This is a genomic window from Curtobacterium sp. PhB142 (assembly GCF_004341255.1).
Classification (GTDB): Bacteria; Actinomycetota; Actinomycetes; order Actinomycetales; family Microbacteriaceae; genus Curtobacterium.
In genome coordinates this window covers 302,175-328,457 of sequence record NZ_SLUT01000003.1, presented here as the reverse complement: position 1 = coordinate 328,457, position 26,283 = coordinate 302,175, and the positions used below count along the sequence as shown (strand labels likewise).

Here is a 26,283-nt window from a genome sequence, read left to right as displayed (position 1 = left end):
GCCCGAACCCGAACGACCGAGGGAGACCACCGTGCACGTCGTCATCGTCGGCTCCGGCATCGCCGGACTGACCGCAGCGATCCGTGCCAGCGCCGTCCACGACGTCACGCTGGTGACGAAGGGCGCGCTCGCCGACAGTGCCACCGCGTACGCCCAGGGCGGGGTCGCGGTGGCGCTCGGTGCCGACGACGCGCCGGCACTCCACCAGGCCGACACCCACGTCGCGGCGGCCGGCAGCGCGGACGCGCGCGCCGTCGAGGTCCTCTGCACCGACGGGCCGGCCCGGGTCCGCGACCTGCTCGCCCTCGGTGTGCCGTTCGACCGCTCGACCGACCCGTCGGCCCTCGACCGGTACGGCGACGACCTGGCCCGCGGGCGCGAAGCCGCGCACGGACGCTGGCGCGTGGTGCACGCCGACGGCGACGCGACCGGCGCCGCGATCGAGCGCACGCTCATCGACGCGCTGCACCGTCAGCACGTCACGATCCTCGAGCGCACCTGCCTCACCGACCTCGTCGTCCGGGACGGCACCGTCGTCGGCATCGACGTCCTCGACCTGCTCGGCGAACCCCGACGGATCGACGCCGACGCCGTCGTGATCGCCTCCGGGGGAGCGGGACACCTGTACCGCGAGACCACCAACCCGCTCGTGGCGACGGGGGACGGCGTGGCCGCCGCGTGGCGTGCCGGAGCGGTGGTCGCCGACCTGGAGTTCGTCCAGTTCCACCCGACCCGCCTCGCAGTGCCGGACGGCGGGCTCGTCTCCGAGGCCGTCCGCGGCGAGGGAGCCGTCCTCCGCGACGCGCGCGGACGCCGCTTCATGACGGCGGTGCACCCGGACGCCGAGCTCGCTCCGCGCGACGTCGTCGCCCGAGGCATCGCCGCCGCCGTCCGCGACCAGGGCGGCGCACCCGTGCTCCTCGACGCCACCGGACTCGGCGCGGACTTCCTGACCGGACGCTTCCCCGGTATCACCCGGGCCACCCGTGCGGCCGGTTTCGACTGGACCCGGCAGGGTGTGCCGGTGTCCCCGGCGGCCCACTACTCGATGGGCGGCATCGCCACCGACGCCGAGGGGCGCACCAGCCTCCCGGGGTTGCTCGCGATCGGCGAGGCCGCGTGCACCGGGGTCCACGGCGCGAACCGACTGGCCTCGAACTCCCTGCTCGAGGGGCTCGTCTTCGCGGTCCGCGCAGCGGACGCGGTCGCCGGACCCCGGCCCGGCCTGCTCCGCCTGCGGGGGAACGCAGACCTGCGGGTGACCAGCGTTCCCCGAGCGGCGGACGTGATCCGCGCCTCCCGTCAGACCTGGCCAGGAGGCCCGGATCACCGTGACGGGTCCACCGACGTCCGCCAGGCGGTCCAGGCCGTCATGACCGACCGCGTCGGGCTGCTGCGTGACGCGACCGGACTGGCGAGCGCCCGGCGGGACCTCGACGCGCTCACCGCGCCCGCCACCGGCGGCGTGCGCGAGCACGAGGACCGCGCACTGCTCGACCTGGCACGGCTGGTGGCGCTCGCCGCCGAGACCCGCACCGAGTCCCGCGGTGCCCACGCCCGCACCGACCACCCCGACACCGATCCAGCAGCCCCGGCCTCGTACGCCTGGGTCGCCGAGACGGTCACTCGACACATCGCCGTTCCGCAGGAGGTTCCCGCATGACCATCGACCCCGGCACCATCCCGCCGCACGCCCTCCGCCGAGTCATCGAGACCGCGCTGGAAGAGGACGCGCCCTGGGGCGACGTCACCAGCGAGACGCTCATCCCGGCCGACGCGACCGCGACGGCGACGCTCGCGGCCCGTGAGCCCGGAGTACTGAGCGGCGGGACCGTCTTCGTGGCGGTGATGCACGCGGTCGACCCGTCGATCCGGGCGACCGTGCACGCCGACGAGGGGGCCGCGTTCACCGCCGGCGACACGCTCGCCACCGTGACGGGGTCGGCGCGTTCGGTGCTCCGCGCCGAGCGGGTCGCGCTGAACCTGGTGCAGCGCATGTCGGGGATCGCCACCGCCACCGCGGCCCACGTCGCGGCCGCAGCGGGCACCTCGGCGCGCATCGTCGACACCCGGAAGACCACGCCAGGCCTCCGTGCGCTCGAGCGGTACGCCGTCCGCTGCGGCGGCGGCCACAACCACCGCACGTCGCTCTCCGACGCCGTGCTGGCCAAGGACAACCACCTGGCCGTGCTGCTCGCCGGCGGCATCGGCATCGGCGACGCGATCACCGCCGCACGGCAGCGGCTCGGGCACACCGTGCACGTCGAGGTCGAGGTGGACCGCATCGACCAGATCGAGCCCGTCGTCGCGGCGGGCGTCGACACGATCATGCTCGACAACTTCACGCCGGCCGAGCTCGAGACGGGTGTCGGCATCGTCGCGGGTCGTGCGCTCGTCGAGGCGTCGGGCGGGGTGTCCCTCGACACCGTCGCGGCCATCGCCGCGACCGGGGTCGACGTCATCTCGGTGGGGGCGCTCACACACTCGGCCCGGGCGCTCGACCTCGGGCTCGACATCGCGGTGGCGGCCGGGGACTGACCGTGTTCTACCTGGACCGGGCGGCCACGACCCCCGTCCGCCGCGAGGTCCTCGAGGCGATGTGGCCGTACCTGACCGGGGTGTTCGGCAACCCGTCGTCGACGCACGGTGTCGGTGACGAGGCCGCGCGCGGGCTCGCCGCTGCACGGGCCACGGTCGCCGGCGTGCTCGGCTGCCGACCGGCCGAGGTCGTCTTCACCACGGGTGGGACCGAGGGTGCGAACACCGCGGTCAAGGGGATCGCGCTCGCCGCCCCACGCGGACGCCACGTCGTCACCAGCGCGATCGAGCACGAGGCCGTGCTCGAGAGCTGCGCGTACCTGGCACGCTTCCACGGCTTCGACGTCACGGTGCTGCCGGTCGCGTCGGACGGCCTGGTCGACCCGTCGGTGCTGCGCGCGGCGCTCCGGCCGGACACGACCCTCGTGTCGATCGCGCACGCCGACAACGAGATCGGCACCGTGCAGGACGTCCCGGCGCTCGCCGCCGAGGCCCACGCGGTCGGCGCGCGCTTCCACACCGACGCCGTGCAGTCCGCGCCGTGGCTGCCGGTCGGGCTCGACGTCCTGGGTGTCGACGCACTGTCGCTGTCCGGGCACAAGCTCGGGGCGCCGAAGGGGACCGGTGTGCTCGCGGTCCGGTCGGGGGTGCCCGTCGAACCGTTGCTGCACGGCGGGGGACAGGAGCGGGGCCGACGCTCCGGCACCGAGGACGTCGCCGGCGCGGTGGCGGTCGCGACGGCGCTCGGGTTGGTGGCCTCCGGTGGTGCTGCTGCCTCCGGTGGTGCTGCTGCCTCTGGTGGTTCTGCTGCCTCCGCCGCCGCGACGACCGTCCGTGACGCCGTGCTCGACGGGGTGCTCGCCGCCGTCCCCGGCGCGTTCGTGACCGGGTCGCGCGAGCACCGACTGCCCGGGCACGCGTCGTTCTGCTTCCCCGGGGTCAACGGCGAGACCGTGCTGCTCGAGCTGGAACAGCGTGACGTCGTGTCCTCGTCGGGCAGCGCCTGCGCCGCGGGCAGCACCGAGGCGTCGCACGTGCTCACCGCGCTCGGGATCCCGGACGAGGTCGCCCGCACCGCGCTCCGACTCACCTTCGACGGTTCCCTCGGCGCCGAGGACGTCCCGGTCGTCGTCGGAGCGGTCGCGGACGCCGTGGCCACCGTCCGCGCTCTGGGCTGAGACATCGTATCCAGGGTGTACTAGACGTTCTACTCCATGAGTGGGGTCGTGTCCCCCCTTATGCGGACACGGAATCTGCGCCAGAGTGTCCACATGGCAAACGTGGTGATGACCCGGACACGACGGGACGACCGTTTCCGAGCGGTGCAGCTCCTGCCTGCACCGGCGACCCTCGTCGCGCTCGCCCTGGCTGCGCAGCACGACCTCGGCACCGCCCCCCTCGGGCTGATCGCCGCCGTCGGAGCCCTCGCGACCGTCGGGAGCGCCCTGCTCCCCATGATCCGACCCGCCGCCGCTCGACGATCGATGCCCGCACCGATCGAGACGGACCGGTACCGAGAGGACACCGAACACCCTTGAGGTCCGACACCGCCCGGCTCCTCCCGTGACCCGGCCGGTGCCCCAGACCGGATGCCGATACCCCTGATCGACATCCGGAGCGGGGCGCGACGTTCCCCCTGTCGTCGCGTCCCGCCACACACCGCGACCCGCCGTGGGCCGACGTCGACCCCCTGAACGACGTCAGTTCCCCTGCAGCCCACGGCGGGCTCCCGGTGTCTCCCGCTCCCGCTACCGTCGGGGCATGCCCTCGTACCGTGTGACCCTGGCGATCGGCGCGCTCGCCGCCGGCACCGCGCCCGACGCCGTCCTGCCCGCTGCGGCCCGGCTGGTCGCCGAGCACGCCGTGGTCGAGGCGCAGGACGTCCGCCTGCTGCGCGGTGTGCCGTGCGCGGTCGTCCGGTTCGAGTCCGACGACGACGCCACGGCAGCGGTCGTGCGCGACCGGGCCGTGCACGGCCTCCGCGACGTGGTCGAGATCCGCTCCGACGTCGTCACGCGCCGCGACGGTGCGCGGTGGATCCCGGTGGCGTGACGGCTGCGGCCGTGCTGCCCGGGGCGTGCGGCGTGCCCGGCCAGACGTAGTCGAGGTCGTCGGGTGCGTCCGGGAACAGTACGCGGTAGTGCTCCGGCGCCTTCTGCACCAGCTTCGAGCGGTGTGACGCGTGCAGGGCCTCGTCGTCGTTCCACGGCGGGATCGGGACGTCGCCGCGCTCGTACGCCGCCAGGTCCTCCGGGACCCGCCCGAGGTCCAGCAGCGTCTTCTCCAGGCAGGTGTCCACGTGCCCGCGGTCGAGCCAGACGCGGCACGTCGCCTCCTGGTACGCCATCAGCGCCGGACGGTAGCCGCGCCACATCGCGGTGACCGGGTGGTGCTGCCAGCCGTACCCCGGCAGTGTCAGCGCCCGCATCACCTGCAGGGTCTCCACGCGCTGCTTGCCGAGACGTCGGTCGTCGAGGACCTCGGCAGAGGCCCGGAAGTCGGCGTACGGCAAGAACGTCTGCATGCCGCGGGACGGTACCCGGGGGGGGGCCTGGCACCCGACACATGTCGTCACACGCGGACCGCCCCGGCGGCAGGCGTGTGAGCATCGACCGCATGAGTGGAGAACTGGTCGTCGGCGTCAGCGGTAGCCCTTCGGACCCCTCGAGGACGTCCACCCTGGTCGCCGCCACGGTGGCGCGCCTCGGGCAGGAGATCGAGGGTGCCCGCACCGAGACCATCGAGATCGGCCCGCTCCTGGCCGACCTCGGTGCCGCCTCGTCGCGCGAGGCGATGTCCGAGCGCACCCGGGCGGCACTCGAGACCGTCGAGGCCGCCGACGTGCTCGTCGTCGGCAGCCCGGCGTTCCGCGCCGCCTACTCCGGCGCGTTCAAGCTGTTCTTCGACTGGATCGGGCAGTACGACCTCGTCGACACCCCGGTCCTGCTGACCGCGACGGGCGGCAGCGACCGTCACGCCCTGCTCGTCGAGCACCAGATGCGCCCGCTGTTCGGCTTCTTCCAGTCGACGACGCTGCCGATCGGGGTGTTCGGCAACGAGCGCGACTTCACCAAGCGCGAAGGTGGCTACGACATCGGCAACGTCGACCTCGAACTCCGCATCGACCAGGCCGTGCGCCGGGCGATCCCGATCATCCGCGGGGGCTTCGCCACGGCCGGCCTGGCCGACGTGCGGCGCCCCGCGGACTTCTGACGCGGGGCCGCCGCTCTCCCGCGCGTTCCTGGTCGATTCGGGCGTACCTGGTCTGGAGTTCTCACCAGGTACGCCCGATTCGACCTCGCATCGCAGATGTCGTGGGAAAGAACGCCTACGGAGCGGGGACGGTGACCGTCTCGCCCGACACCGCCGACCGGCGCGCCGCGTCGAGCACCTCGACCACGTGCACCGCGTCGTCGACGGGCACCGGCACCGGACCGAGCCCGCGGACGGCACGCGCGAACCGCTCGTAGTAGTCCGTGTAGGAGCTCTGCGCCGACGGGACGTCGACCGTGCCGGACTCCGTCGTGAGGGTCCCGGACGAAGGCTCGACTCCCCAGGTCGACCGGTCGTCGGCAGGTGACGCACCCGCCACGGCTGCCTGTGCCTGCACGTCGGTGCTCGTGGCCTCGTACGTCCCGTCGACACCGTCGAGGCGGAGCTGCCGTGCACCCAGCCACCCGGCCTTGTTCGACGTCAGGACGGACTCGACACCGGACACGTGCGTCGCTGCGAGCGTGAAGCCGGCGTCGATCTGGCCGTCCTGGTCACGGCCGAGCGAGCGGGCATCGCGGACGTCGAGCGTGCAGGACACCCGGGCGATCGGTCCGAACAACGACACGGCCTGGTCGACCAGGTGCGATCCGATGTCGGAGAGCACGCCGCCGCCGATGCCGGTCGCGATGCCGTGCCGCTCGACCAGGTCGAAGCGGGACCAGAAGCGCAGTGGCGTCCCGACCCGTCCGGCGTCCAGCACGCTCCGGAGGGTGGTGAGGTCGGTGTCCCAGCGGCGGTTGTGGAAGGGCGTGATCACGACGCCGGCGTCGGCCGCGGCCTGCCGGATCTCGCGGGCGATGGCCGGGTCCGGGGCGAACGGCTTGTCCGCGACGACGGAGACCCCGGCGGCGATCGCCTGCAGGACGAGTTCGCGGCGGGTGGACGGGGGAGTGGTGACGACGACGGCGTCGACGCCTGCGGCGATCAGGTCACCGAGCGAGTCGAACACGGTGACGCCGGGCAGGTCGGTCGCGAGCTGCTCGCGCTTCGCTGCCGAGCGGGCGACGACGCCGACGACGTCGATGCCTGCCGCGTCCAGCAGGAACGGGCGGTGGAACGCCCACCCTCCGATGCCGTAGCCGACGAGTCCGATGCGCACTTTGTCCATACATGTGAACCTAGCGCGTCCAGCCAGCGTTGGGAACGTTCCAACGAGGCGGACGGGAGGCCCGCGGCGGCCCCGCCACGGGCCTCCCGTCCGCCTTTTGCGCACGTGTCGGGCGCGACGTGCGCGCGTGACGGGCGCGACGGGCGCGACGTGCGCGACGTGCGCGACCGCCAGGTTCCACGACTTGCCGTCCGCGTGACGCCGAGGTTCCACTCCGAGGCGGCAGCGGCGCCGAGGTTCCGAGATCTCGGAACCTCGGCGGGGGCGGGGCGAGAGACGCCCGTGCGGCGTGACGGGCGTCAGGCGATGAGGGACGCGACGTGTGCGACGGCCAGGCGGTAGCCGTCGGCGCCCGCGCCGACGATGACCGCGGTCGCGGCGGTGGCGACGTGGTCGACGTGCCGGAAGGGCTCGCGCTTCCACGTGTTCGACAGGTGCACCTCGACGACGGGGACGGACAGCGCCTCGACCGCGTCGTGCAGCGCGACCGAGGTGTGTGCGTAGGCCGCGGGGTTGATCACGACCGCGGCGAAGTCGTCAAGGGCCTCGTGCAGCCACTCGACCAGTTCGCCCTCGCGGTTCGTCTGGCGGAAGTCCGCGTCCAGCCCGTGCACGGCCGCCTCGGTGTGCACGATCGCCTCGAGCTCGGCGAGCGTCACGGTGCCGTACTGCTCCGGGTCGCGCCGCCCGAGGATGTCGAGGTTCGGTCCGTTGAGGACGAGGATGCGCGCCTGGTCGGTCATGGGGCGAGCCTAGCGATCGCGGGCCACGGGGTACCGCCGGCAGACACATGCCTCGGCTATGTGAACGGTCACAATTCGGTGTAACGTCTCCGTCCGGGTCGGCGGAGTTGTCGACTGCAACACACTGACGTGGAGATGTTGAATGGTTCTCGCTGCAGCGAACGAAGGGATCCGGCTCGACTTGGGCTGGGTCGACTACCTGATGGTCATCGTGTACTTCGCGGTCGTCATCGGGATCGGGTTCACCGCCCGCAAACAGGTCCGGACGAGCATGGACTTCTTCCTGTCCGGGCGCTCGATGCCGGCGTGGATCACGGGCCTGGCCTTCGTGTCCGCGAACCTCGGTGCGACCGAGATCCTCGGCATGGCCGCCAACGGTGCCCAGATCGGCATGGCGACCCTGCACTACTACCTGGTCGGCGCGGTGCCGGCCATGGTGTTCCTCGGGCTCGTGATGATGCCCTTCTACTACGGCTCGAAGGTCCGGTCGGTGCCGGAGTTCATGCTCCGCCGGTTCGGCAAGGCCCCGCACCTGGTGAACTCGATCGCGTTCGCGGTGTCGAACGTGCTCATCGCGGGCATCAACCTCTACGCCATGGCCATCGTCATCGAGGCGATGCTCGGCTGGCCGGAGTGGCTGGCCATCGTCGTGTCCGCCGGCTTCGTGCTCGTCTACATCACCCTCGGCGGGCTCTCCAGTGCGATCTACAACGAGGTCATGCAGTTCTTCGTGATCATCGCCGGGCTCATCCCGCTGACGATCGTCGGTCTGCACCGCGTCGGCGGCTGGGACGGGCTGTCGTCTGCCATCGTGAAGACCCAGGGCGTGCAGCACCTGCAGGCGTGGGCCGGCACCGGCTTCGGCGACGTGACCAACCCGATCGGCGCCAACTGGCTCGCGATCGTGCTCGGCCTGGGCTTCGTCCTCGGCTTCGGCTACTGGACCACCAACTTCACCGAGGTGCAACGCGCGTTCTCGGCGAAGAACATGTCCGCAGCGCGCCGCACGCCGCTCATCGCCGCGATCCCGAAGCTGTTCATCCCGGCCATCGTCGTGATCCCCGGTCTCATCGCCGCGGCGGTCGTCGGCAACCAGTTCGCCGACGGCTCGCTCACCTACAACGACGCGATCCCGAAGCTCATCCAGATGTACCTGCCGACCGGTGTCCTCGGCGTCGCGGTGACCGGCCTGCTCGCGTCGTTCATGGCCGGCATGGCGGCCAACGTCTCGTCGTTCAACACCGTCTTCACGTACGACATCTGGCAGCGCTACATCAAGCCGAACATGCCGGACATCCACTACCTGAAGACCGGTCGCTGGGTCACCGTCGTCGGCGTCCTGGTGGGCATCGCGACCGCGTTCATCGCGGCCCAGGCGTCGAACATCATGACGTACATGCAGACGCTGTTCTCGTTCTTCAACGCGCCGCTGTTCGCCGTCTTCATCCTCGGTCTGCTCTGGAAGCGGATGACCACGCAGGGTGCGCTCTGGGGCTACGTGCTCGGCATCGTCACGCCGACGATCACCTGGATCGCGTACCTCGTGAACCCGGACCTGTTCGCCACGGCGACCGCCGAGACCCTGTACGGCGCGATCATCTCGTTCGTGACCGTCCTGATCGTCGGGTTCATCGTCTCGATGTTCACCACGCCCAAGGACGAGAAGGAGCTCGGCGGTCTGGTCTACGGCATCGGCAAGATCGACCTGCACGGCGACTCCGTCGCGACCGACACCGCCTGGTACCGCTCGCCCGCACTGCTCGGCACCGTCGCACTGATCCTGTGCGTCGTCCTGTACCTGCCGTTCCTCTGATCCGCGAAGGAGATCACCGACCATGAGTGACACCACCACCCCCGGCGCGCTGACCGAGGAGCAGAAGGCCGCCCTCGTCCGCTCGACCCGTCGTCTCGACCTGCGCCGCATCCTCGGCGGCCTGTTCGTGCTCTACGGCGTCATCGTGACGATCGTCGGCATCGTCCACTGGGACACCGACCCCGAGAAGACCGGCGGCATCCACATCAACCTGTGGGTCGGACTGTCGATGCTCGTCGGCGGCCTGCTGTTCTTCCTCTGGGACCGCCTGAACCCGGTGCCGGCCGAGGACATCATCGGCCAGGCCGAGGCCGAGGCCGACCAGAAGGCCGCCGGCGAGGGCCGCGCGTCCGCCTGACCTCGGTCGCGCGCCACTGAGCCGACCCGGAACGACGAAGTCGCTGTCGCACGACAGCGGCTTCGTCGTTCCGAGTCGGTGTCCCGGATCACTTGACGTGGCCCGCGCTGGACTCGTAAAATTGATATGTCGACCGCGTGCTGCTCGGTCGAAAGTGAGCCCCGGAGAATCCTGCAGCCAGCGCGGGACCGGGGTTTTGCGCTGTCCAGGGTCGTTCACCCCACGCGGACAAGGGTGCTGTCGAGCTCGTCGTCGAGGCCCGCCACGTGCGCACCGCAAGCAAGATCAGCCAGTGCGACCAGTGGTTCATCGACCCCGCGGACGTGCTCGTGTCGCACCGGAACGCCGACTCCTCGTCGTCGAAGGGCATCGAACATCGACCGGTCGCCGTCATCTCGTGCCCTCCCTCGCGATTCGAGGACGAGGAGTGTGACGCCCCGCACCTCGAGCTCCCAGACGAGTCGCTCCAAGCACCGGCGTCGTCGCCGTTCGGCGCGCGCAGCGGCTCCCTCGTAGCGGACGACGACGATCTCGACCGCCCGTCGGAGGAGGTCGAGCCACGAGAGCCGCTGACCGGGGAGGGCTTCGTACCAGTGCAGCTTCCGCATCCGCCGCGGTGTCGCTGCCCGCACGTCCACACGTGCCGCTTCGCAGGCGGACGCCGTGATGACCACGGCAGCCATGACGTACGTCGTGTGATCGCGCCCGCCGCCCGGCTCCGATTCATCGACGTACGCCCGCATCGGTCCAGAATATCGCGTATCAGTCCGTACCGCGACGGAACGGTTGCGCATCGCCGCGCCACGGGCCAGGTTGAGCGTGACGAAAGGAACCTCCCCATGGACACGATGGTCTTCATCAACTTGCCCGTCACCGACCTCGACCGTTCGAAGGCGTTCTACGAAGCCCTCGGCTACTCGATCAACCCGATGTTCAGCGACGACACCGCTGCGTGCATCGTCATCAGCGACACGATCTACGTCATGGTGCTCACCCACGCGAAGTTCGCCGACTTCACCGACAAGACGATCGCCGACGCCGGCACCGTCGAGGTCATCAACTCGCTCACCGCCGGGTCGAAGGACGAGGTGCACCGCATCGTCGACGCCGCCGTCGCGGCCGGCGGGAGCGAGGACCGCGCGCCGATGGACCTCGGCTTCATGTTCCAGCGGAGCTTCACCGACCCGGACGGCCACCGGTGGGAGTACGTGTGGATGGACCCGCAGGCCGCCCAGGACGGCCCGCCAGCCGAGTGACCACACGGCTGGCAACGACGGTGTCGGCGGCGCACGCCAGGATGGTGCGATGAGCACCGAGCCCGCAGCCACCGAGCCCGCAGCCACCGAGCCCGCGCTCCACTCCGACCTGGTGATCGGCGACGACGGACTCGCCCGGCCGGTGTGGGCATCGACGGACGAGCTGCTCCGCGACTACTACGACACCGAGTGGGGCATGCCGGTGCGGGACGAGCGCGGCGTGTTCGAGCGGCTGCCGCTCGAGGCGTTCCAGTCCGGCCTGTCCTGGCGCACGATCCTGGCGAAGCGTCCGGCGTTCCGTGCGGCGTTCGCGGACTTCGACCCCGACACCGTCGCGGGCTTCGGTGAGGACGACGTCGCTCGGCTGATGGCCGACGCCGGCATCGTCCGGAACCGGGCGAAGATCCTCGCGACCATCACGAACGCGAACGCGACGGTCGCCCTGCGGCAGGACGGCGGGCTGTCCGACTTCGTCTGGTCGTTCCGTCCGGCGACGACGCCCGAACCGGAGTCGTACGCCCAGGTCCCGACGACCTCCGACGAGTCCGTCGCACTGTCGAAGGCACTGCGGAAGCGCGGCTTCGCGTTCGTCGGTCCGACCACGATGCACGCCTTGATGGAGGCGCTCGGCATCGTCGACACGCACCTGCTCGGCAGCCACCGGCGGGGGGCCTCGGGCGTCTGGAACTGACCAGGACGCCGACCCCACCGCCGGCGAGGGCACCGGGCTAGGGTCGCGGCATGAGCACCGACCAGCCGAACTCGCGCGTGCGCGCTGTCCACCCGGTCGACGCCGACGTCGTCGACGTGCCCGTCGACGTGCCGGCCCCCACGCCGGACACTGCCGGGGACTCGGCGATCGAGCCGGGCCACGACCCCGCCGAGGTCCGGATCGCCTTCCTGCTCTTCCCGGACCTGACGCAGCTCGACTTCACCGGCCCGGCGCAGGTGCTCTCGCGTGTGCCCGGCGCACGCGTCGAGTACGTGGCGGCGACGCTCGACCCGGTGCCGACCGACTGCGGGTTCGCGCTGGTCCCGACGACGACCATCGCCGACGCGGGTCCGGCGGACGTCCTCGTGGTCCCCGGCGGTGACGGTGCCTTCGACGCGATGCTCGACCCCGAGCTCATCGGGTTCGTCCGGCGCGAGGCCGAGCGCGCCACCTGGGTGACCTCGGTCTGCACGGGCGCGTTCGTCCTCGGTGCCGCGGGGCTCCTCGCCGGCAAGCGTGCGACGACCCACTGGGCGTCGAAGCCGATGCTCGAGGCGTTCGGGGCGCAACCGGTCGACGAGCGGATCGTCGACGACGGCGCGGTCGTCACTGCGGCTGGCGTCAGTGCGGGCATCGACATGGCGCTGTGGCTGGCGGCCGAGCTCGCGGGGCGGGCAGCGGCCGAGGCGATCCAGCTGCACATCGAGTACGACCCGCAGCCGCCGTTCGATGCGGGCTCCGCGGAGCGCGCCGACGCCGTCGTGGTCGCCCGCGCTCGGGCTGCGGCCGAGGCGGCTCGCGGGGACCGCGTCACCCGCGCAGCGGCTGCCGTCCTGCCGTGACGACGCACCTGCCGCGACGAAGCGGCAGAACCCAGCGGCAGGGCCCTCAGACCAGCGGCTTCTGCATCTGCGTCGCGGTGACCTCGTACCCGAGCGAGGCGTACAGGTCCTGCGCGCCGGTGTTGTAGCCGAACACGTTGAGCCCGATGCTCGTCGCGCCGTGCTCCGCTGCGGCCTGGTGGCCGAGCTCGAGCGCACGTCGGGCGTGCCCGCGACGACGGTGCGGTTCGTCGATCTCGACGTCGAACACCCACCAGTCGGTCCCGCCCGGAGCGAACGGGCCGATCCAGAGGTACCCGACCGTGGTGTCGTTCTGGTCGAGGACGTCCCACACCAGGTGTCCGTCGGCCGGGGACCCGCCCGGGAACCACTGGTCGAGCGACTTCTGCTTGTTCGCCTCGGCCTGTTCGCGGGTCTCACCCGCCTGCATCCGCGACGCCACGTACTCGGCCATCGTCCGGTCGAGCCAGGCCGGGAGGCGCGTGGCCGGCATCTCCTGCAGGCGCGTGTCCGTCATCGGTTGCCCTTCGAACCCCGGCTCGGCTTGCCGCGCATCTTCCCGCGGCCGGGGGTGGGGCCCTTGCCGGTGTTGGACTTCTTGCCGCTGCCGGACTTGCCGCTGCCGGGCGACTTGGCCTTCGCCTTGCCGCCGGCGCCTCCGGCACCCGCTCCGCCATTGGCCGACCCGCCCTTGCCTGCTGCGCCCTTGCCCGACCCGTCGGAGCCGCCACCGGCCTTGGAACCGCCGCCTGCCGCACGCAGGGCCTCTTCGACGTCGCGATCGGTGCCGGTCGGCTGGTTCCGCGAACTGTTGGCGGTGCGTCCGCGGACCACGCCGATGAACTCCTCGGTGGTCTCGGTGGCGTCCTCGTCACGCCAGACCAGCGCGATCTGCGTGCCGGGGGCGCCGAAGAGCGGGCGCGCGACGAGGTCCTTGCGGCTCGCCGCGCGGAAGAGCGACTGGGGGAGCACGACCACGCCGACGTTCGCCTCGACCAGGTCGAGCGCGGCGGCGATGTCGGCCGGCACCGGACCGGCGTCGACGACGTGCACCTCGGCGTCGGCGAGGTCCACCTCGGCCAGGTCGGCGAGGGGGGAGTCCTTCGGCATCGCGACCACGGCGGTCTCGGTCCAGAGCGGGATGGCGTTGTGCTGGTCGGAGACGGGCATGCGTGCGAAGACCATGTCGACCTCGCCGGCGAGCGTGTCGTCGACGTCGTCGGACCCGATCGGCCGCAGTCGCAGCTCGATCGAGGGGTGTCGATCCCGCCAGACACGGGCCCACTTGGCCGGGGAGACCCCGGGCACGAATGCGATGGTGAGTGCCGCGGTCATGCAGACGAGCATAGGGGCCGTACTCTAGGGGGCATGGCGCAGGAACAGACCATGAAGCCCGAAACGGCTGCGAAGAAGCTCGGCATCTTGCTGGCGGCCGCTCCGGAGTCCTTCCAGGGCGCTCCCGTCACACGGACCGCCTTCGACGAGCTCCGGACCGTACCCCCGACGTGGCTCGAGGACCTCCGACGCGACGGCCCGCACCCGCGACCCGTCGTGGCGCAGAAGCTCGGGATCTCGATCTCGGGGCTGACCCGTGCGGGGATCGACGACGCGCTCACCACGGCGGAGATCAAGACGCTGCTCGAGCAGAAGCCCGAGTGGCTCGTCCGTGAGCGCGAGACGCAGGCCGCCGTGCACGTCGAGAACGCCCGTGTGAAGCAGGAGCGCGCCGCCAAGGCCGCTGCCCGCGCCGAGGACTGACCCGCCCGGCACCGCGCCGCCGCAGCTGAGGACCCGCCGTGCACGAGACCGTCGCCGACGCCATGCTCGTCGTGCCGCAGTTCGCGTCGGTGTGCTGCATCGTCGGTGACCGCTACCGACCGCGCCCCGGCGTGATCGTGCCGGCCGCGGTGATGCTCGTCGCGATGCTCATGCCTGTGGTGCACGCGGGTGCGGTGTGGACGCTCTTCGCGGCGACGCTCCTGCTGTTGCTCGCACCGCTGCCGGTGATGCGCCGACGCCGTGCCGACGGCCGCCGCGCCGAGCCGATGGACGTGCACCGCGCGCTGTCGGCGGTCGTGATGGCCGGCATGCTCCTGATGGGCCACGCGACCGGCGTCGCCGACGGGCACGCGGGACACGGCATCGCGTTGTCCGCGGTGCTCGGTGCCGGCGTGATCGGCTACTGCGCGTTCAGCGGGTGGCTCCTGCGGTACGAGTGGGCGCAGGAGGACCGCCGGGCCGTGCGCAGCGGCGAGGTCTTCGCGATGACGGTCGCCGTCGTCGGCATGACCCTCGCGATGTAGCGCTCGAGCGCTGTCGGGGCTCAGTCGGTCGTGGGCGACGCGTCGCCCGTGTGCGTGACACGGTCCTTCGCTGCGCGGAGGGTGTCCTTCGGCACCGGCGGCACGCCCCGTCGGATGCCTCGGAGTCCGACGACGAACAGGATCGCGGTTACGACGGCGAACACGATGAACGTGATCCCCGTCGCGGCCCAGATCGGCAGTGCCAGGGCCAGGAGCGCCACCACGAGGCCGGCCAGCAGCACGAGTGTGGTCAGTGCGAAGGCCACCGCGGCGCCGGTGAGCACCAGCCCGGTCTTCGCGCCGTTCGCCCGTTCGCTGATCTCCCGCCGAGCCGAGGCCACCTCGTCACGGACGGCGCGCAGCACGGGTTCCAGCGCCTTCTGCACCAGGCCGGCGGTGACCGTGTCGCGGAAGGACGGCTTGCTGCTGGTCGTGGTGTCGTCGTGGTCCGTGGTGCTCATGGGTCTCCTGTCCGGGGCGCGGTGATCGCGTCCACCTGCTGTGACGCGTCCGGTCCGATGATCGTCACGTCGGCGGCGGCGTGCTCGGTCGCTTCCCAGCTTGCGGAGCCGCCGGTGGCGGTGGGCGCGACCGCCGGGAGGCCCGCCCCGCGTCGACGACGCAGGACGGGCCTCCCGGGGTGGTCGGGCCGAGAGCCCTACTCGGCGATCTCCTCGAGGTCGTCGATGCCACGGGCCGCCGCCGCTGCGCGGCGCGCGCGCATCGACGGGGCCGCGAGCGCGGCGAGCACGGCGAGGACCGCCACGCCGGTGCACGCCCAGAACCCGATGGTGAAGGCGTCGTCCGTCGGCAGACCCTGCGGGGTGCTGTGCGAGGTGATGAGCGCCGCGATGACCGCGGTGCCGACGCTCGAGCCGATCGTACGGACGACGGTGTTGGCGCTGATGGCCTCGCCGGTCTGGTTCGCGGGGACGCTCTCGATGATGGCGTTCGAGCACGCGGCGAGGGCCAGGCCGATGCCGATGCCGGTCAGGACGCCGGAGACGACGACCTGCCAGAGCTCGCCGTGCGCGATCGCGGGCAGCAGGAACGCGGCGACGATGGCGATCCCGCCGAGCAGCATGGGCGGCTTCGGACCGACCTTGCGGACGAGGATGCCGGCGATCGGCCCGGCGACGATCATCATCAGGACGGTCGGCAGCAGGAAGAGACCGGCCTGGGTGACGTCCTTGCCGAAGCCGTAGCCGAGTGCGCTCGGCAGCTGCAGCAGGGTCGGCACGAGCACGAAGGTGCCGAACATCGCGAAGCCGAAGACGAGCGCGACGACGTGGGCCGTCCAGACGCCGCGGACGGCGAACAGGCGGACGTCGATGAGCGGTTCGGCGACGCGGAGCTCGACCAGGACGAACGCGACCAGTGCCACGGCGCCGAGGACCAGCAGACCGATGGTCTTGCCGTCACCCCAGCCCCAGGTCTCGCCCTCGCTGACGGCCAGCAGGATCGACACGAGCGAGACGGCGAGGACGAACGTGCCGACCATGTCGAGGCGGCCGGGCTTGCGGACCGGCGACTCCGGCATGCCGAAGATCGCGCCGAGCAGGGCGATGACGACGAGCACGGCGGGCAGCCAGAACAGCCAGTGCCACGACAGGTGCTCGACGATCGGGCCGGCGGCGACGATGCCGACGCCGGCGCCGATGCCGAAGATCGCGGAGAGAAGACCGATCGTGACGCTCACCTTCTCCTTCGGCAGCTCGTCGCGGACGATGCCGATCGACAGCGGCATCACCGCGCCGGCGGCGCCCTGCAGCGCACGGCCGACGATGAGGACGCCGAGGTTCGGTGCCAGCGCGGCCAGCACGGCGCCGACGAGCAGGATCGACAGCACGACGATCAGGACCTTGCGCTTGCCGATCATGTCGCCGAGGCGACCGAGGATCGGCGTGAGCACCGACGCGGAGAGCAGGTAGGCGGTGAGCACCCAGCTCGTCGCGCTCGTCGAGGCGCCGAGGTCCTGTCCGATGGTCGACAGCGCGGGGGCGACGAGCGACTGCAGGACCGCGAACGACAGACCGCCGAGGGACAGGTAGACGATGATCGCCGTGCTGTTCGGCCGGTGTCCGGCGGTGGTGGGGTGCGAGCCCGTGCGGGGGCTCTGCATGGTGTCGGTCATCGTGCTCCGTGTCTCGGGTGATGTAAACAATTGCTGACTTGACGAGGGTACGCAGTTCTCACGCGATGTCAACACTTGCTTACATCCCGGGTCGGGCCGGTACGCTTCGACCATGAGCAAGGACGCCGCCGCCACCCGACTGCTGCTCGTGCGGGCGGCGCGGCACCGGTTCGCGTTCGACGGGTACAAGGCGACGACGGTGCGCGACATCGCCGCCGACGCCGGGGTCAACGTCGCGCTGATCAACCGCTACTTCGGTTCGAAGGAGGGGCTGTTCCGTGCCTGCCTCGACCGGGTGGTGCAGGACCTCGGGGTCGAGCAGCCCGTCGAGCGCGGCCTCGAGCGCGCGCTGGCCGGCCTGGTGTCACACGTGGTCCGCGCGCCGACCGACGACGACTCCCTCCAGCTCATGCTGCTGCTCCGGTCCTCCGGCGACGACGGTGCCGACGCCATCCGCCGCGAGACCCTCCGCCGGTACGCGGAACGGCTCGCCACGGCCGTCGGCGGCGAGGTCACCGAGGAACTGCTCGTCCGGGCCGAGATCGCGCTGTCGGTGGTGCTCGGGATGACGATGCTCCGGCGGTCCACCGCGGTGGAGCCGCTCGCGTCGGCCGACGACGACGTCGTAGCCGGGGCACTCGACGACGCGCTCCGCGCCCTGCTCGCACCGTCGCGGTAGCGTCGAGCCGTGTCCGACCGACCAGCCCGCCGTCCCGACCCCGCCCCGCGCCTCGACGAGGTCGACGAGCGCATCCTCTGGACCCTGGCCGGCGACGCCCGGATCCCGAACAACCGGCTCGCCGCCGCGGTGGGCATCGCGCCGTCGACGTGCCTGACCCGGGTCCGGGCCCTCGAGGACGCCGGGGTGATCCGCGGCTACCGGGCCGAGGTCGACATCGCGCGCCTCGGCTTCTCGATCGAGGCGATGGTCTCCGTCCGGGTCCACGCTGCGGCCCGCCACGAACTCCGGGACTTCGCGAAGCGACTGCTCCGGGTGCCCGTCGTGCAGGACGTCTCGTTCCTGGCCGGCGACAAGGACTTCCTCGTGCACATCGCGTGCGAGTCGACCGAGCAGCTGCGGGACTTCGTCGCCGACGAGCTCAGCGGCGACCCGTCGGTGGCGACGACCCAGACGAACATCGTGTTCGAGCGGCTCGTCGCCGACCGGTCCACGCAGGGCCGCTCGTTCGACGAGCTCCGCCGCTGGCGCGCCTGACGCGCGCTCCCAGTCAGACGCGCCTGACGCGCCGGTCCGGTCAGCGCTGCCGGGTCATCGGGACGTGCGGGATCCGGTCCTCGAGGTACTCGTCCCCGGAGCGCACGAACCCGAAGCGGGCGTACCACTGCTCGAGGTGCGACTGGGCGCCGAGGGCGATGCTCGCGGAGCGGGACTCGGCGATCGCGGCCTCGATCAGCTGCCCCGACAGGCCTTGCCCGCGGGCGTGCGCCGCCGTGACGACCCGGCCGATGCGCTCGGTGCCGTCGGGTTCGCGCAGGAGGCGGAGCGTGGCGTCCACCGAGCCCTGGCCCGCCCAGAACTGCACGGTGCCGGGCTCGAGGTCACGCCCGTCGATGTCGCCGTACGCGGCCCCCTGTTCGACGACGAAGACGTCCTGTCGCAGGCGGAGGATCTCGTGCAGCGTGACGATGTCCAGGTTGCGGGTCGGTGCGGAGAAGATCGAGACCACGGACGGCCTTTCCTGAGAATTTCTTCCAGAACGGGGTGCGTTCCGGAACGGACCGGCGTACGTTGCCGGTCAACCACTCTACGTGCGCAGCCGAGTTCAGGAGGTGAGCGCATGGACACGACGTCGCGCGCACCCTGGCTCGCGGTGCTCCGGATCGCCCTGCTGGGCGTCGGGACCCTCGCTGCCCTCGTGCTGCTGTCCCTGGCGTTCGGGGCCCGTCCGGCTTCGGCTGCCGAGGCCGCGGCCACTCCGCCCGCCCAGACGCAGCAGCGCGGGCTCGTCAGCGGTGTGGTCGACGGGCTCGGCGAGACCGTGCACGACGTGTCCGGCAGTGTCGGACAGGTCGTCGGCGGCGTCGTGGACCCCGTCCGCGCGGCGGTTGCGCCAGCTCCGAAGCCGGCACCAGCACCGGCACCGGCACCCCCGAAGTCGGCCCCGGCACCCCCGGCAGCGCCCACGCCTGCGCCAGCTCCCGTCGCCCCCGCCCCAGCAGCTCCGGCTCCCGCAGCTCAGACCCCCGCCGCTCCGGCGACCGCGCCCGCGGTGCCGGCCACGACCGCCCCTGCGGCCGAGCCGGCCACGCACCCGGTGCAGGGCGTCGTCGAGCACGTGGGCACCGCCTCCCGGCCCGTCACCGACACCGTCGCGACGGCGCTGCGCCCCGTCACCGGGACCGTGCAGACGGTCACCGACGCGCGACCCGTGACCACGGTCGTCGACACGCTCGACCACGTGGTCGGCAGCGTCCCGGTGGTCGGCCCCGTCGTCGGTGACGACACCCTCGGCACGGTCACCGCTCCGGTCACCGGCCTGGTCGACGACACCCTCGGCGGTGTCGGCACGATCGTCGGACAGGTCCCCGACGTCGTCGCGGGCGTGGTCCCGTCGGTCGGTGGCGTCCTGCCAGGAGGCTCGGATCCCGTCATCGACGTCCCCGCACCTCCGGTCGTCGTCGGCACCACCCCGTCCGGCGTGCCCGGCTCGGCTGTCCCGTCCGCGCGACCGCCGCTGGCGGCCGCCCCGGCGAGGACCCCGTCCGTGCCCACGGTCGCGTCGACGGGCGCGGACGGAGCGTCCGTTCCTGACGCCGGACGCCGGTCGGGCGTGACCACGCCGTCCACCTTCGTGACCGGACCGCTCGCCGGCCCCGTCGCTGGTGCCGTGCAGGACGCGACGCTGGGCGGCACCGCCCTGCTCGTCCCCGAGCCGGGCGACGGCCACGGAGCGCCGTCCGACCGCCAGGGCGGCGCGGGCGTCCTCGGGGGCAGTGCCACCTCGACTCCCGGCGGCGTCGCAGCCGTCGGCATCGTCGGCTCGACCGACGACATCGTCTCCCTCGCCGCGGGGTCTCGCGGCACGCTCTCCGACGACGCGGTCCCCGCATCGGTCGTCGGCGAGCACGACGTCGCCCCTGACTGAGATCGGTGCGCCTGTCCGGCACGGCAGGCACGCACACACACCGACCGCGAACGCGGTCGGCCAACGATCTCGATCAGGGAGTACGACCATGAACAACTACGTCTCGAGAGGGCTCTGGTTCGCCCTCTTCGTCGGCGGCCTCACGCTCGGAGGGGCGGCAGCGGCGAACGCTGCCACGACCTCCGGAGCGGACGGCGCCGTGTCCGGAACCCAGGTGGTTCCGTCGGTGGACGCTCCGGTGTCCCTCACCGGCAACGCCCTCGGGGTGCTCGGCGACGCGGTGTCGTCGGTGACCTCGCCCGCCGCGGCGCCCGCGGCTCCTGCAGCTCCAGCCGCCGCTCCTGCACCGGCCCCAGCTCCCGCGCCGACGACCTCGGGCGCCGACGGCACGGCCTCCGGCACCCAGGTGGCGCCGGCTGTGACCGCCCCGGTCTCCGTCGGTGGCAACGCCGTCGCCGTCGGTGGCGACGCGGTGTCGGCCCCGGCTGCTGCTCCGGCTGCGCCTGCTCCGGCTGCGCCTGCTCCGGTTCCGGCTGCCGCCGCTGCTCCGACCACCTCCGGTTCGGACGGCACCGGCTCGGGGACCCAGGTCGCCGGCGATGTGACCGTCCCCGTCACGGTCGGTGGCAACGCGGTCGCCGTCGGCGGTGATGCGGTGTCGACCACGACGCCGGCCACACCGGCAGCATCCACCCCGGCAGCACCGGCCGAGCCCGCTGCTCCGGCACCGGTCACCTCGGGTGCGGACGGCACAGCCTCGGGGACCCAGGTCGCCCCGGTCGTGTCGGTCCCGGTGACGGTGTCCGGCAACGGCATCGGGGTGCTCGGGGACGGCACCGCTGCGGGATCCGGCCCGGCGGCGACGCCGGCACCGGCCGCTCCGGCCACGACCACGCCGAGCACGTCCGGCGACGACGGGCTGCTCTCCGGCACCCAGGTCGGCGGACTGGTCGACGTCCCGGTCACGATCGGCGGCAACGGCATCGGGCTGCTCGGTGACGGCACCTCGGCGGGCACGACGCCCGCTGCGGGCACCGGCACCGGCACGACCGCCGGTCCGGCTCCGGCTGCCGGTGGCACGACGGACGGGGCGGACGGCACCGCCTCGGGCACCCAGGTGGCCCCGGTGGTCGCGGTCCCGATCACCATCGGCGGGAACGGCATCGGCGTCGTCGGCGACGGCACCAGCACCGTCGGGGCGACCCCGGCGGGCACCACCCCGAGCAGCACGACCCCGTCCGCCGGAGGGTCGACCTCCGGTGACGGTGGCCTGCTCTCCGGCACCCAGGTGGTTCCGGTGATCAGCCTGCCGATCACCATCGGTGGGAACGGCATCGGCGTCGTCGGTGACGGCACCGCCACCACCCCGGCCACCGGCACGACGCCCGGCGACGGCACGGACCCGGGCACCGACCCCGGCACGGACCCGGGTACGGACCCGGGCACGACCCCGGGCGACGGCACGGACCCGGGCACGACCCCGGGCGACGGCACGGACCCGGGCACGACCCCCGGTGACGGGACGGACGCCGGCGACGGCACCGTGCCCGGAACCGTGACCACCCCGGCCGGTGCCACCGGCGCGGACGGGCCGACCCGGGCCTCCACAGCGGGTGTGGTGACCACCACGGCCGCCGCGACCAGCGGGATCCCGGCCGTCGCACGCACGGTGGCCGACACGGTCGCCGCCGGTGACGGCGCGACCGCGCTCGCCTACACGGGAGCGACCTCGCCGGTCGTCCCCGTCGGGTTCGCGCTCCTGCTGCTGCTCGCCGGGGCGGGCACGCTCGTGCTCCGTCGCCGGCACTCGGCGGTCGACACCGACGGGACGCGCTGACAGCAGGTGACCGAGGGGCGTCGCACCGCCGGCGCCCCTCGTCACCGTGCCCGGAGTTGTCCGAACGGCCGGCCGGCACCACCATGAGGGGGTGCGCTCCGCCCTCGTCCGGCATCCGGTGACGGCCGCCATCACGTTCCTCGTGGTCGCGACCGCGGTCTTCGGCATCGTCGTCCGGGTGCTGCACGGTGCCGACCCGGCCTCGTACGGGCCCTTCCGGATCTTCGCGGCGTCCACCGGCGCGGTCGCGTTGCTCACCACGATCGCCGGCGTCGTCGTCCTCGTCGGTGCCGCCGAGCGGCTGATGGGGTCGTGGCGGACCGCCCTGGCGTTCGTCGTCACCACGGTCGTCGGCACCGCGGCCGGCGCGCTCACCGCGTTCGTCGACACGGACGGCCGCGACCTCACCGGCCTGCTGCTCGGGCGGGCGACGGCCTTCGACCCGTGGACCGCGATCGTCGGCACGATCGTCACCGCGAGCGCGTTCGCCGGACCGCTCTGGCGACGGCGCATCCGGGTGAACGCGCTCGCCGTCGTGGCCGCGCTCCTGCTCTACGCCGGACACGCCTCCGACCTGTACGCGGTGCTCGCCGCCGCTGCGGGATGGGTGCTCGGTGAGCTGCTCCGCCGCACCCCGGAGCGCGGCGGATGGGTGCGCAGCTCGCACCGCGAGACCCGGGTCCTGCTCGGGACGGTCGTGCTGGTGTCGGCGATCGGCCCCGTGGTGGCGCTCGTCTCCCGCGCACGGATCGGACTGCTCGCGCCGATCGCCGCGGTGCTCGGCACCGGGCCGGTCACTCCCGTGAGCGGCTGCGGCACCGACGGGGCCGCTGGGCAGTGCCTCCGCGCGCTGCTCGCGTACCGCGCGACCGACCCGTGGACGCTGCTGCTCGCGATCGCGCCGCTGCTCGTCCTCGTGGTGGGCGGCCTCGGGCTCTTCCGGGGCAGCCGGTTCGCCGTCTGGCTCGTGGTGGCGGTCGACGTGGTGACGGCGGTCGCGGCCGCGGTGACCTACGGGGTGCTGCCGGCGCGGGCCGGCGGGCTGCAGGGCACCGCCGACGAGTTCGTCACGGCGCTGTCGGTCGGTGCGTCGATCGTGGTGCCGCTCGCGACCGCGGCCGTCCTCGTGCTCCGGCGCCGGTCGTTCACGGTGCTGCCCTCACGGCGGCGTGTGGTCGCCTTCGCGGTGACCGTCGTCGCGGCGGTCGCCGTCGTGGTCGGCACCGTCGCGGTGTTCGCGGCGTCGGCTCCGGAGCACGTCGAGGACCCGCTCCGGCTCGCCGTCGCCGCCCTCGGCCCCCTCTCGCCGCTGACCTTCTGGGAGCAACTGCCCTCACTCGGCACGGCGCTGCGCATCGTGATCGGACTCGCCGGCCCCGTGCTCTGGTTCGTCGTCGCGCTCGCCGCGGTCCGGCCCACCGGCGCAGTGGAACCCGACACCGACGCGGACGGCTCCCGGTCCGACCGCGAACGGGCCCGGGCGCTGGTGCTCGCCGGCGGCGGCGACACCTTCGGGTGGATGACGACCTGGCGCGGCAACGCCTACTGGTTCGCGGCCGACGGGCGCGCCGGGGTGGCGTTCCGGCGCAACGGTGGGGTGGCCGTCACCGTGGGTGGCCCGTTCGGCTACCCGGACGCCCGCGCCGCCGCGATGACGGACTTCGCCCGGTACTGCGACGACAACGGGTGGACGACGGTCTTCTACGGCATCGACGCCGGGACGGCCGAGCTGCTCACGACGCAGGGGTGGTCGACGTTGCCGGTCGCCGAGGACGCCGACCTCGACCCCCGCACGTGGACGACGACGGGCAAACGCAAGCAGGACGTCCGCACCGCCGTGAACCGGGCGCGCCGCGAGGGCATCACCGCCACCTGGTCGTCCTGGCAGGACCTGCCGCCGTCGACGGCACGGCAGATCGAGGGGATCTCGGAGGAGTGGGTCTCCGAGCGCGAGCTCCCCGAGATGGGCTTCACGCTCGGCGGGGTGGACGAGATGCGCGACCCCGCCGTCCGGACGCTCGTCGCGCAGGACGCCACCGGGCGGGTGCTCGCCGTGACGAGCTGGTTGCCGAGCCACCGCGAGGGGCGGGTCGTCGGCTGGACCCTCGACGTGATGCGCCGGACCGAGGCCGCGCCGAACGGCGTGATGGAGTTCCTCGTCGCGAGCGCCGCCGAACGGATGCGCGACGACGGCGTCGAACGACTCAGCCTGTCGGCGGCACCGCTCGCGCAGGCGGGCGAGAACGCTGCACCGAGCGACGGCGTGCAGAGCCTGCTCGAGCTCGTCGGGGGAGTCCTCGAACCGGTCTACGGCTTCCGGTCGCTGCTCCGGTTCAAGCAGAAGTTCGGCCCCGACCTGCACCCGCTCGTCCTCGCCTACCCCGACCCGGTCGCGCTGCCGTCGATCGGCCTCGCGGTCGTCCGGGCGTACCTGCCGGACCTGTCCCTGCGGCAGGCGGTCGCGCTCGCGCGCGGACGCGGCTGAGGCGGCACGGTCGACGGGGCCGGTGCGGTGGACGCGACCGGGCGGCGGACGGGAGGCGCGGTGCGGGCCCGCCCCGGGCCTCCCGGTCGTGCGCCGCGTCGCCCCGTTACGTGCCCCGATCCGGCCCGACGCGTCGGTCACCGGTCTGGGGTATCGTTCCGACTACGCAAGCGCTCCGGGGTCGGTGCAATTCCGAACCGGTGGTGACAGTCCACGAACTGATGACGGGTGCGAACCCGGCAGAGGTTGACTCGGTGAAACTCCGGGACCGACGGTGAGAGTCCGGATGGGAGGCGCGCTGGCGGACGAGACGACCCACCCTGCGTGGGACGACCCGTCCGTCGATGCCGACGATCGTCGAACACCCCCGGAGTCCCGTTGAGAGGACACCAGTGTTCACCGGCATCATCGAGGAACTCGGCACCGTCACCGCCGTCGAGCAGCACGGCGACTCCGTCGCGCTCACCGTCCGCGGGCCGATCGTGGTCGCGGACGCCAGCCACGGCGACTCCATCGCCACCAGCGGCGTCTGCCTGACCGTGGTCGAGCAGACCCCCGACTCCTTCACCGCGTTCGTCATGAAGCAGACGCTCGACATGAGCGCGCACGGAGCGTTGCGGGTGGGCGACCGCCTGAACCTCGAGCGCGCGGCGTCGGTCGGTGACCGGCTCGGCGGCCACATCGTGCAGGGCCACATCGACGGCACCGCCACCGTGCTCGAGACCGCGGACGGCGACGGCTGGCGCCGGGTGCGGTTCTCGCTCGCGCCGGCGCTCAGCCCGCTCGTCGTCGACAAGGGGTCGATCGCGCTCGACGGCGTCTCGCTCACCGTCAGCGCCGTCTCGCCCGAGGACACCGCGCCGGACGCCGCCTGGTTCGAGGTCAGCCTGATCCCGGAGACGCTCGAGGCCACGACCCTCGGCCTGCGCGTGCCGGGTGACCGGGTGAACGTGGAGACCGACGTGCTCGCGCGGCACGTGCGCCGGATGTTGCGGCTCGACGCCGCGGTCGGTTCGGTCGACGCCGCGGGCTCGCTCGAGCCCGCGGTCTCGTCCGAGCCCGTCGGCTCGTTCGAGCCCGTCGGATCGGAGGCCCGGTGATGGTCGCCTCGGTCCCGCAGACGCTCGGCTCGTCGAGCATCGAACTCGCGATCGCGTCGGTCGCGGCCGGCCGCCCGGTGATCGTCGTCGACGACGAGGACCGCGAGAACGAGGGCGACGTCATCCTGTCCGCCGAGCTCGCGACGCCGGAGTGGATCGCCTGGACCGTGGCGCACTCGTCGGGGTTCATCTGCGCGCCCGTGAGCGCCGAGATCGCCGACGCCCTCGACCTGCCGCCGATGGTCCAGCACAACGAGGACGTCCGCGGCACCGCGTACACCGTCACCGTCGACGCAGCCGTCGGGGTCACCACGGGCATCAGCGCCCACGATCGTGCACGCACGCTGCGGGTCCTCGCCGACCCGACCTCCGTGCGCGACGACCTGCACCGCCCCGGCCACGTCGTCCCCCTGCGGGCACGACCGGGCGGGGTCCGCGAACGTGCGGGACACACCGAAGCCGCGATCGAGCTCGTCACCGCAGCCGGGCTCCGGCCCGCCGCGGCGATCTGCGAGATCGTCGACGAGGACGGCAGCATGATGCGGCTGCCGGCGCTCGTCGCACTCGGGGCGCGCGAGGGCGTGCCCGTCATCACCATCGCCGCGCTCGTCGAGTGGCTGGACGCGGCAGACCGGACAACGGCAGCAGCTGCCCTGTCCACGGAAGGAACAGCA

At 72.7% G+C, this 26,283-nt stretch carries 27 protein-coding genes, 1 tRNA gene, 1 pseudogene and 1 riboswitch; of the genes and pseudogenes, 20 read left to right on the top strand and 9 right to left on the bottom strand.

Translation table 11 applies throughout. The features are described 5' to 3' along the window. The first annotated feature begins 31 nt into the window (after positions 1–31). The 5 genes from nadB (at position 32) to EDF31_RS19915 (ending at position 4,480) form a co-directional block, all read left to right on the top strand. Positions 32–1,663: an L-aspartate oxidase gene (gene nadB / locus EDF31_RS07820; RefSeq protein ID WP_131845737.1), complete on the top strand. Its 1,632-nt coding sequence runs from the start codon at positions 32–34 to the stop codon at positions 1,661–1,663. Beyond that, positions 1,660–2,538 carry a carboxylating nicotinate-nucleotide diphosphorylase gene (gene nadC, locus EDF31_RS07815; RefSeq protein ID WP_131845736.1) on the top strand — a complete coding sequence of 293 codons (879 nt, stop codon included), beginning with the start codon at positions 1,660–1,662 and terminating at the stop codon, positions 2,536–2,538. Before nadB ends, nadC begins: the two co-directional genes overlap by 4 nt. Positions 2,539–2,540: 2 nt before the next feature. Beyond that, positions 2,541–3,716, top strand: coding sequence for a cysteine desulfurase family protein (locus tag EDF31_RS07810; protein WP_131845735.1), 1,176 nt, complete (start codon positions 2,541–2,543; stop codon positions 3,714–3,716). A gap of 93 nt (positions 3,717–3,809) precedes the next feature. Next, on the top strand, positions 3,810–4,076 hold the full coding sequence (locus EDF31_RS07805; protein WP_131845734.1) for a hypothetical protein: 267 nt from the start codon (positions 3,810–3,812) through the stop codon (positions 4,074–4,076). Positions 4,077–4,398: 322 nt separating this feature from the next. After that, positions 4,399–4,480: transfer RNA gene (locus EDF31_RS19915), tRNA-Ser, on the top strand. 69 nt (positions 4,481–4,549) lie between these two features. Here the strand turns inward: EDF31_RS19915 and EDF31_RS07795 are convergent. Next, positions 4,550–5,062 (bottom strand): MSMEG_6728 family protein, encoded by a 513-nt coding sequence (locus EDF31_RS07795; RefSeq protein WP_131845733.1) that lies wholly within the window; start codon positions 5,060–5,062, stop codon positions 4,550–4,552. Between the two features lie 92 nt (positions 5,063–5,154). Between EDF31_RS07795 and EDF31_RS07790 the strand changes: the two genes are divergently transcribed. Continuing rightward, positions 5,155–5,751 carry an NAD(P)H-dependent oxidoreductase gene (locus EDF31_RS07790; RefSeq protein ID WP_165901113.1) on the top strand — a complete coding sequence of 199 codons (597 nt, stop codon included), beginning with the start codon at positions 5,155–5,157 and terminating at the stop codon, positions 5,749–5,751. A 115-nt stretch (positions 5,752–5,866) separates the two neighbouring features. On the opposite strand, the gene EDF31_RS07785 is transcribed toward EDF31_RS07790, so the two are convergent. Both EDF31_RS07785 and aroQ read right to left on the bottom strand, forming a co-directional pair. Then, complete coding sequence (locus EDF31_RS07785; RefSeq protein WP_131845732.1) at positions 5,867–6,919, bottom strand: Gfo/Idh/MocA family oxidoreductase; 1,053 nt, start codon at positions 6,917–6,919, stop codon at positions 5,867–5,869. 299 nt (positions 6,920–7,218) lie between these two features. Continuing rightward, positions 7,219–7,662, bottom strand: a complete 444-nt coding sequence (gene aroQ, locus EDF31_RS07780) for a type II 3-dehydroquinate dehydratase (RefSeq protein WP_131845731.1) — start codon at positions 7,660–7,662, stop codon at positions 7,219–7,221. A gap of 142 nt (positions 7,663–7,804) precedes the next feature. On the opposite strand from aroQ, the gene EDF31_RS07775 reads away from it, so the two are divergent. Beyond that, positions 7,805–9,475 (top strand): sodium:solute symporter family protein, encoded by a 1,671-nt coding sequence (locus tag EDF31_RS07775; protein ID WP_123292052.1) that lies wholly within the window; start codon positions 7,805–7,807, stop codon positions 9,473–9,475. Between the two features lie 22 nt (positions 9,476–9,497). Beyond that, complete coding sequence (locus EDF31_RS07770) at positions 9,498–9,833, top strand: hypothetical protein (RefSeq protein WP_111084327.1); 336 nt, start codon at positions 9,498–9,500, stop codon at positions 9,831–9,833. Positions 9,834–10,048: 215 nt separating this feature from the next. Here the strand turns inward: EDF31_RS07770 and EDF31_RS07765 are convergent, their stop codons facing one another. Then, positions 10,049–10,576 carry a hypothetical protein gene (locus tag EDF31_RS07765; RefSeq protein ID WP_123292053.1) on the bottom strand — a complete coding sequence of 176 codons (528 nt, stop codon included), beginning with the start codon at positions 10,574–10,576 and terminating at the stop codon, positions 10,049–10,051. Between the two features lie 96 nt (positions 10,577–10,672). Between EDF31_RS07765 and EDF31_RS07760 the strand changes: the two genes are divergently transcribed. The 3 genes from EDF31_RS07760 to EDF31_RS07750 are packed head-to-tail and all read left to right on the top strand — an operon-like array spanning position 10,673 to position 12,643. Then, on the top strand, positions 10,673–11,089 hold the full coding sequence (locus EDF31_RS07760; RefSeq protein WP_131845730.1) for a VOC family protein: 417 nt from the start codon (positions 10,673–10,675) through the stop codon (positions 11,087–11,089). Between the two features lie 49 nt (positions 11,090–11,138). After that, a complete protein-coding gene (locus EDF31_RS07755; RefSeq protein ID WP_131845729.1) occupies positions 11,139–11,780 on the top strand; it encodes a DNA-3-methyladenine glycosylase I in 642 nt (213 codons plus the stop codon). Between the two features lie 50 nt (positions 11,781–11,830). Further along, complete coding sequence (locus tag EDF31_RS07750; protein ID WP_131845728.1) at positions 11,831–12,643, top strand: DJ-1/PfpI family protein; 813 nt, start codon at positions 11,831–11,833, stop codon at positions 12,641–12,643. Between the two features lie 46 nt (positions 12,644–12,689). Here EDF31_RS07750 and EDF31_RS07745 read toward each other — a convergent pair whose 3' ends face one another. Both EDF31_RS07745 and EDF31_RS07740 read right to left on the bottom strand, forming a co-directional pair. Beyond that, positions 12,690–13,160, bottom strand: coding sequence for a GNAT family N-acetyltransferase (locus EDF31_RS07745; RefSeq protein ID WP_123938586.1), 471 nt, complete (start codon positions 13,158–13,160; stop codon positions 12,690–12,692). Beyond that, complete coding sequence (locus EDF31_RS07740; protein ID WP_165901362.1) at positions 13,157–13,978, bottom strand: LysR family transcriptional regulator substrate-binding protein; 822 nt, start codon at positions 13,976–13,978, stop codon at positions 13,157–13,159. The genes EDF31_RS07745 and EDF31_RS07740 overlap by 4 nt, the downstream gene beginning before the upstream one ends. A 33-nt stretch (positions 13,979–14,011) precedes the next feature. Here EDF31_RS07740 and EDF31_RS07735 point away from each other — a divergent pair, with 33 nt between their 5' ends. Further along, a complete protein-coding gene (locus tag EDF31_RS07735) occupies positions 14,012–14,401 on the top strand; it encodes a DUF5997 family protein (protein WP_131845726.1) in 390 nt (129 codons plus the stop codon). A gap of 38 nt (positions 14,402–14,439) precedes the next feature. Next, a complete protein-coding gene (locus tag EDF31_RS07730; RefSeq protein WP_123292060.1) occupies positions 14,440–14,946 on the top strand; it encodes a hypothetical protein in 507 nt (168 codons plus the stop codon). A gap of 20 nt (positions 14,947–14,966) precedes the next feature. Here EDF31_RS07730 and EDF31_RS07725 read toward each other — a convergent pair whose 3' ends face one another. Further along, entirely contained in the window at positions 14,967–15,407 is a 441-nt protein-coding gene (locus EDF31_RS07725) for a phage holin family protein (protein WP_131845725.1), read from the bottom strand. A gap of 197 nt (positions 15,408–15,604) precedes the next feature. Then, positions 15,605–17,080, bottom strand: coding sequence for an MFS transporter (locus EDF31_RS07720; RefSeq protein WP_123292062.1), 1,476 nt, complete (start codon positions 17,078–17,080; stop codon positions 15,605–15,607). 112 nt (positions 17,081–17,192) lie between these two features. Here EDF31_RS07720 and EDF31_RS20490 point away from each other — a divergent pair, with 112 nt between their 5' ends. Together EDF31_RS20490 and EDF31_RS07710 are read left to right on the top strand one after the other, a co-directional pair. Next, positions 17,193–17,759: a TetR/AcrR family transcriptional regulator gene (locus tag EDF31_RS20490; RefSeq protein ID WP_123338818.1), complete on the top strand. Its 567-nt coding sequence runs from the start codon at positions 17,193–17,195 to the stop codon at positions 17,757–17,759. Between the two features lie 9 nt (positions 17,760–17,768). Further along, positions 17,769–18,296: an Lrp/AsnC family transcriptional regulator gene (locus EDF31_RS07710; protein ID WP_123292064.1), complete on the top strand. Its 528-nt coding sequence runs from the start codon at positions 17,769–17,771 to the stop codon at positions 18,294–18,296. A 40-nt stretch (positions 18,297–18,336) separates the two neighbouring features. Here EDF31_RS07710 and EDF31_RS07705 read toward each other — a convergent pair whose 3' ends face one another. Beyond that, positions 18,337–18,768 (bottom strand): GNAT family N-acetyltransferase, encoded by a 432-nt coding sequence (locus tag EDF31_RS07705; RefSeq protein ID WP_111084314.1) that lies wholly within the window; start codon positions 18,766–18,768, stop codon positions 18,337–18,339. Positions 18,769–18,879: 111 nt separating this feature from the next. Here EDF31_RS07705 and EDF31_RS07700 point away from each other — a divergent pair, with 111 nt between their 5' ends. The 5 genes and pseudogenes from EDF31_RS07700 to ribB form a co-directional block, all read left to right on the top strand. Then, positions 18,880–20,187, top strand: a complete 1,308-nt coding sequence (locus EDF31_RS07700) for a hypothetical protein (protein ID WP_131845724.1) — start codon at positions 18,880–18,882, stop codon at positions 20,185–20,187. Between the two features lie 88 nt (positions 20,188–20,275). Continuing rightward, positions 20,276–22,024, top strand: a complete 1,749-nt coding sequence (locus EDF31_RS07695; protein WP_131845723.1) for a hypothetical protein — start codon at positions 20,276–20,278, stop codon at positions 22,022–22,024. Between the two features lie 91 nt (positions 22,025–22,115). Then, on the top strand, positions 22,116–24,509 hold the full coding sequence (locus EDF31_RS07690; protein WP_131845722.1) for a DUF2156 domain-containing protein: 2,394 nt from the start codon (positions 22,116–22,118) through the stop codon (positions 24,507–24,509). Between the two features lie 167 nt (positions 24,510–24,676). Continuing rightward, a riboswitch (FMN riboswitch) is annotated at positions 24,677–24,811 on the top strand. Positions 24,812–24,901: 90 nt separating this feature from the next. After that, positions 24,902–25,609, top strand: coding sequence for a riboflavin synthase (locus tag EDF31_RS07685; RefSeq protein WP_131845721.1), 708 nt, complete (start codon positions 24,902–24,904; stop codon positions 25,607–25,609). Continuing rightward, a pseudogene (gene ribB, locus EDF31_RS07680) lies at positions 25,609–26,232 on the top strand (3,4-dihydroxy-2-butanone-4-phosphate synthase); the annotation flags it as partial. The gene EDF31_RS07685 and the pseudogene ribB, both read left to right, overlap by 1 nt. Between the last annotated feature and the right edge of the window lie 51 nt (positions 26,233–26,283).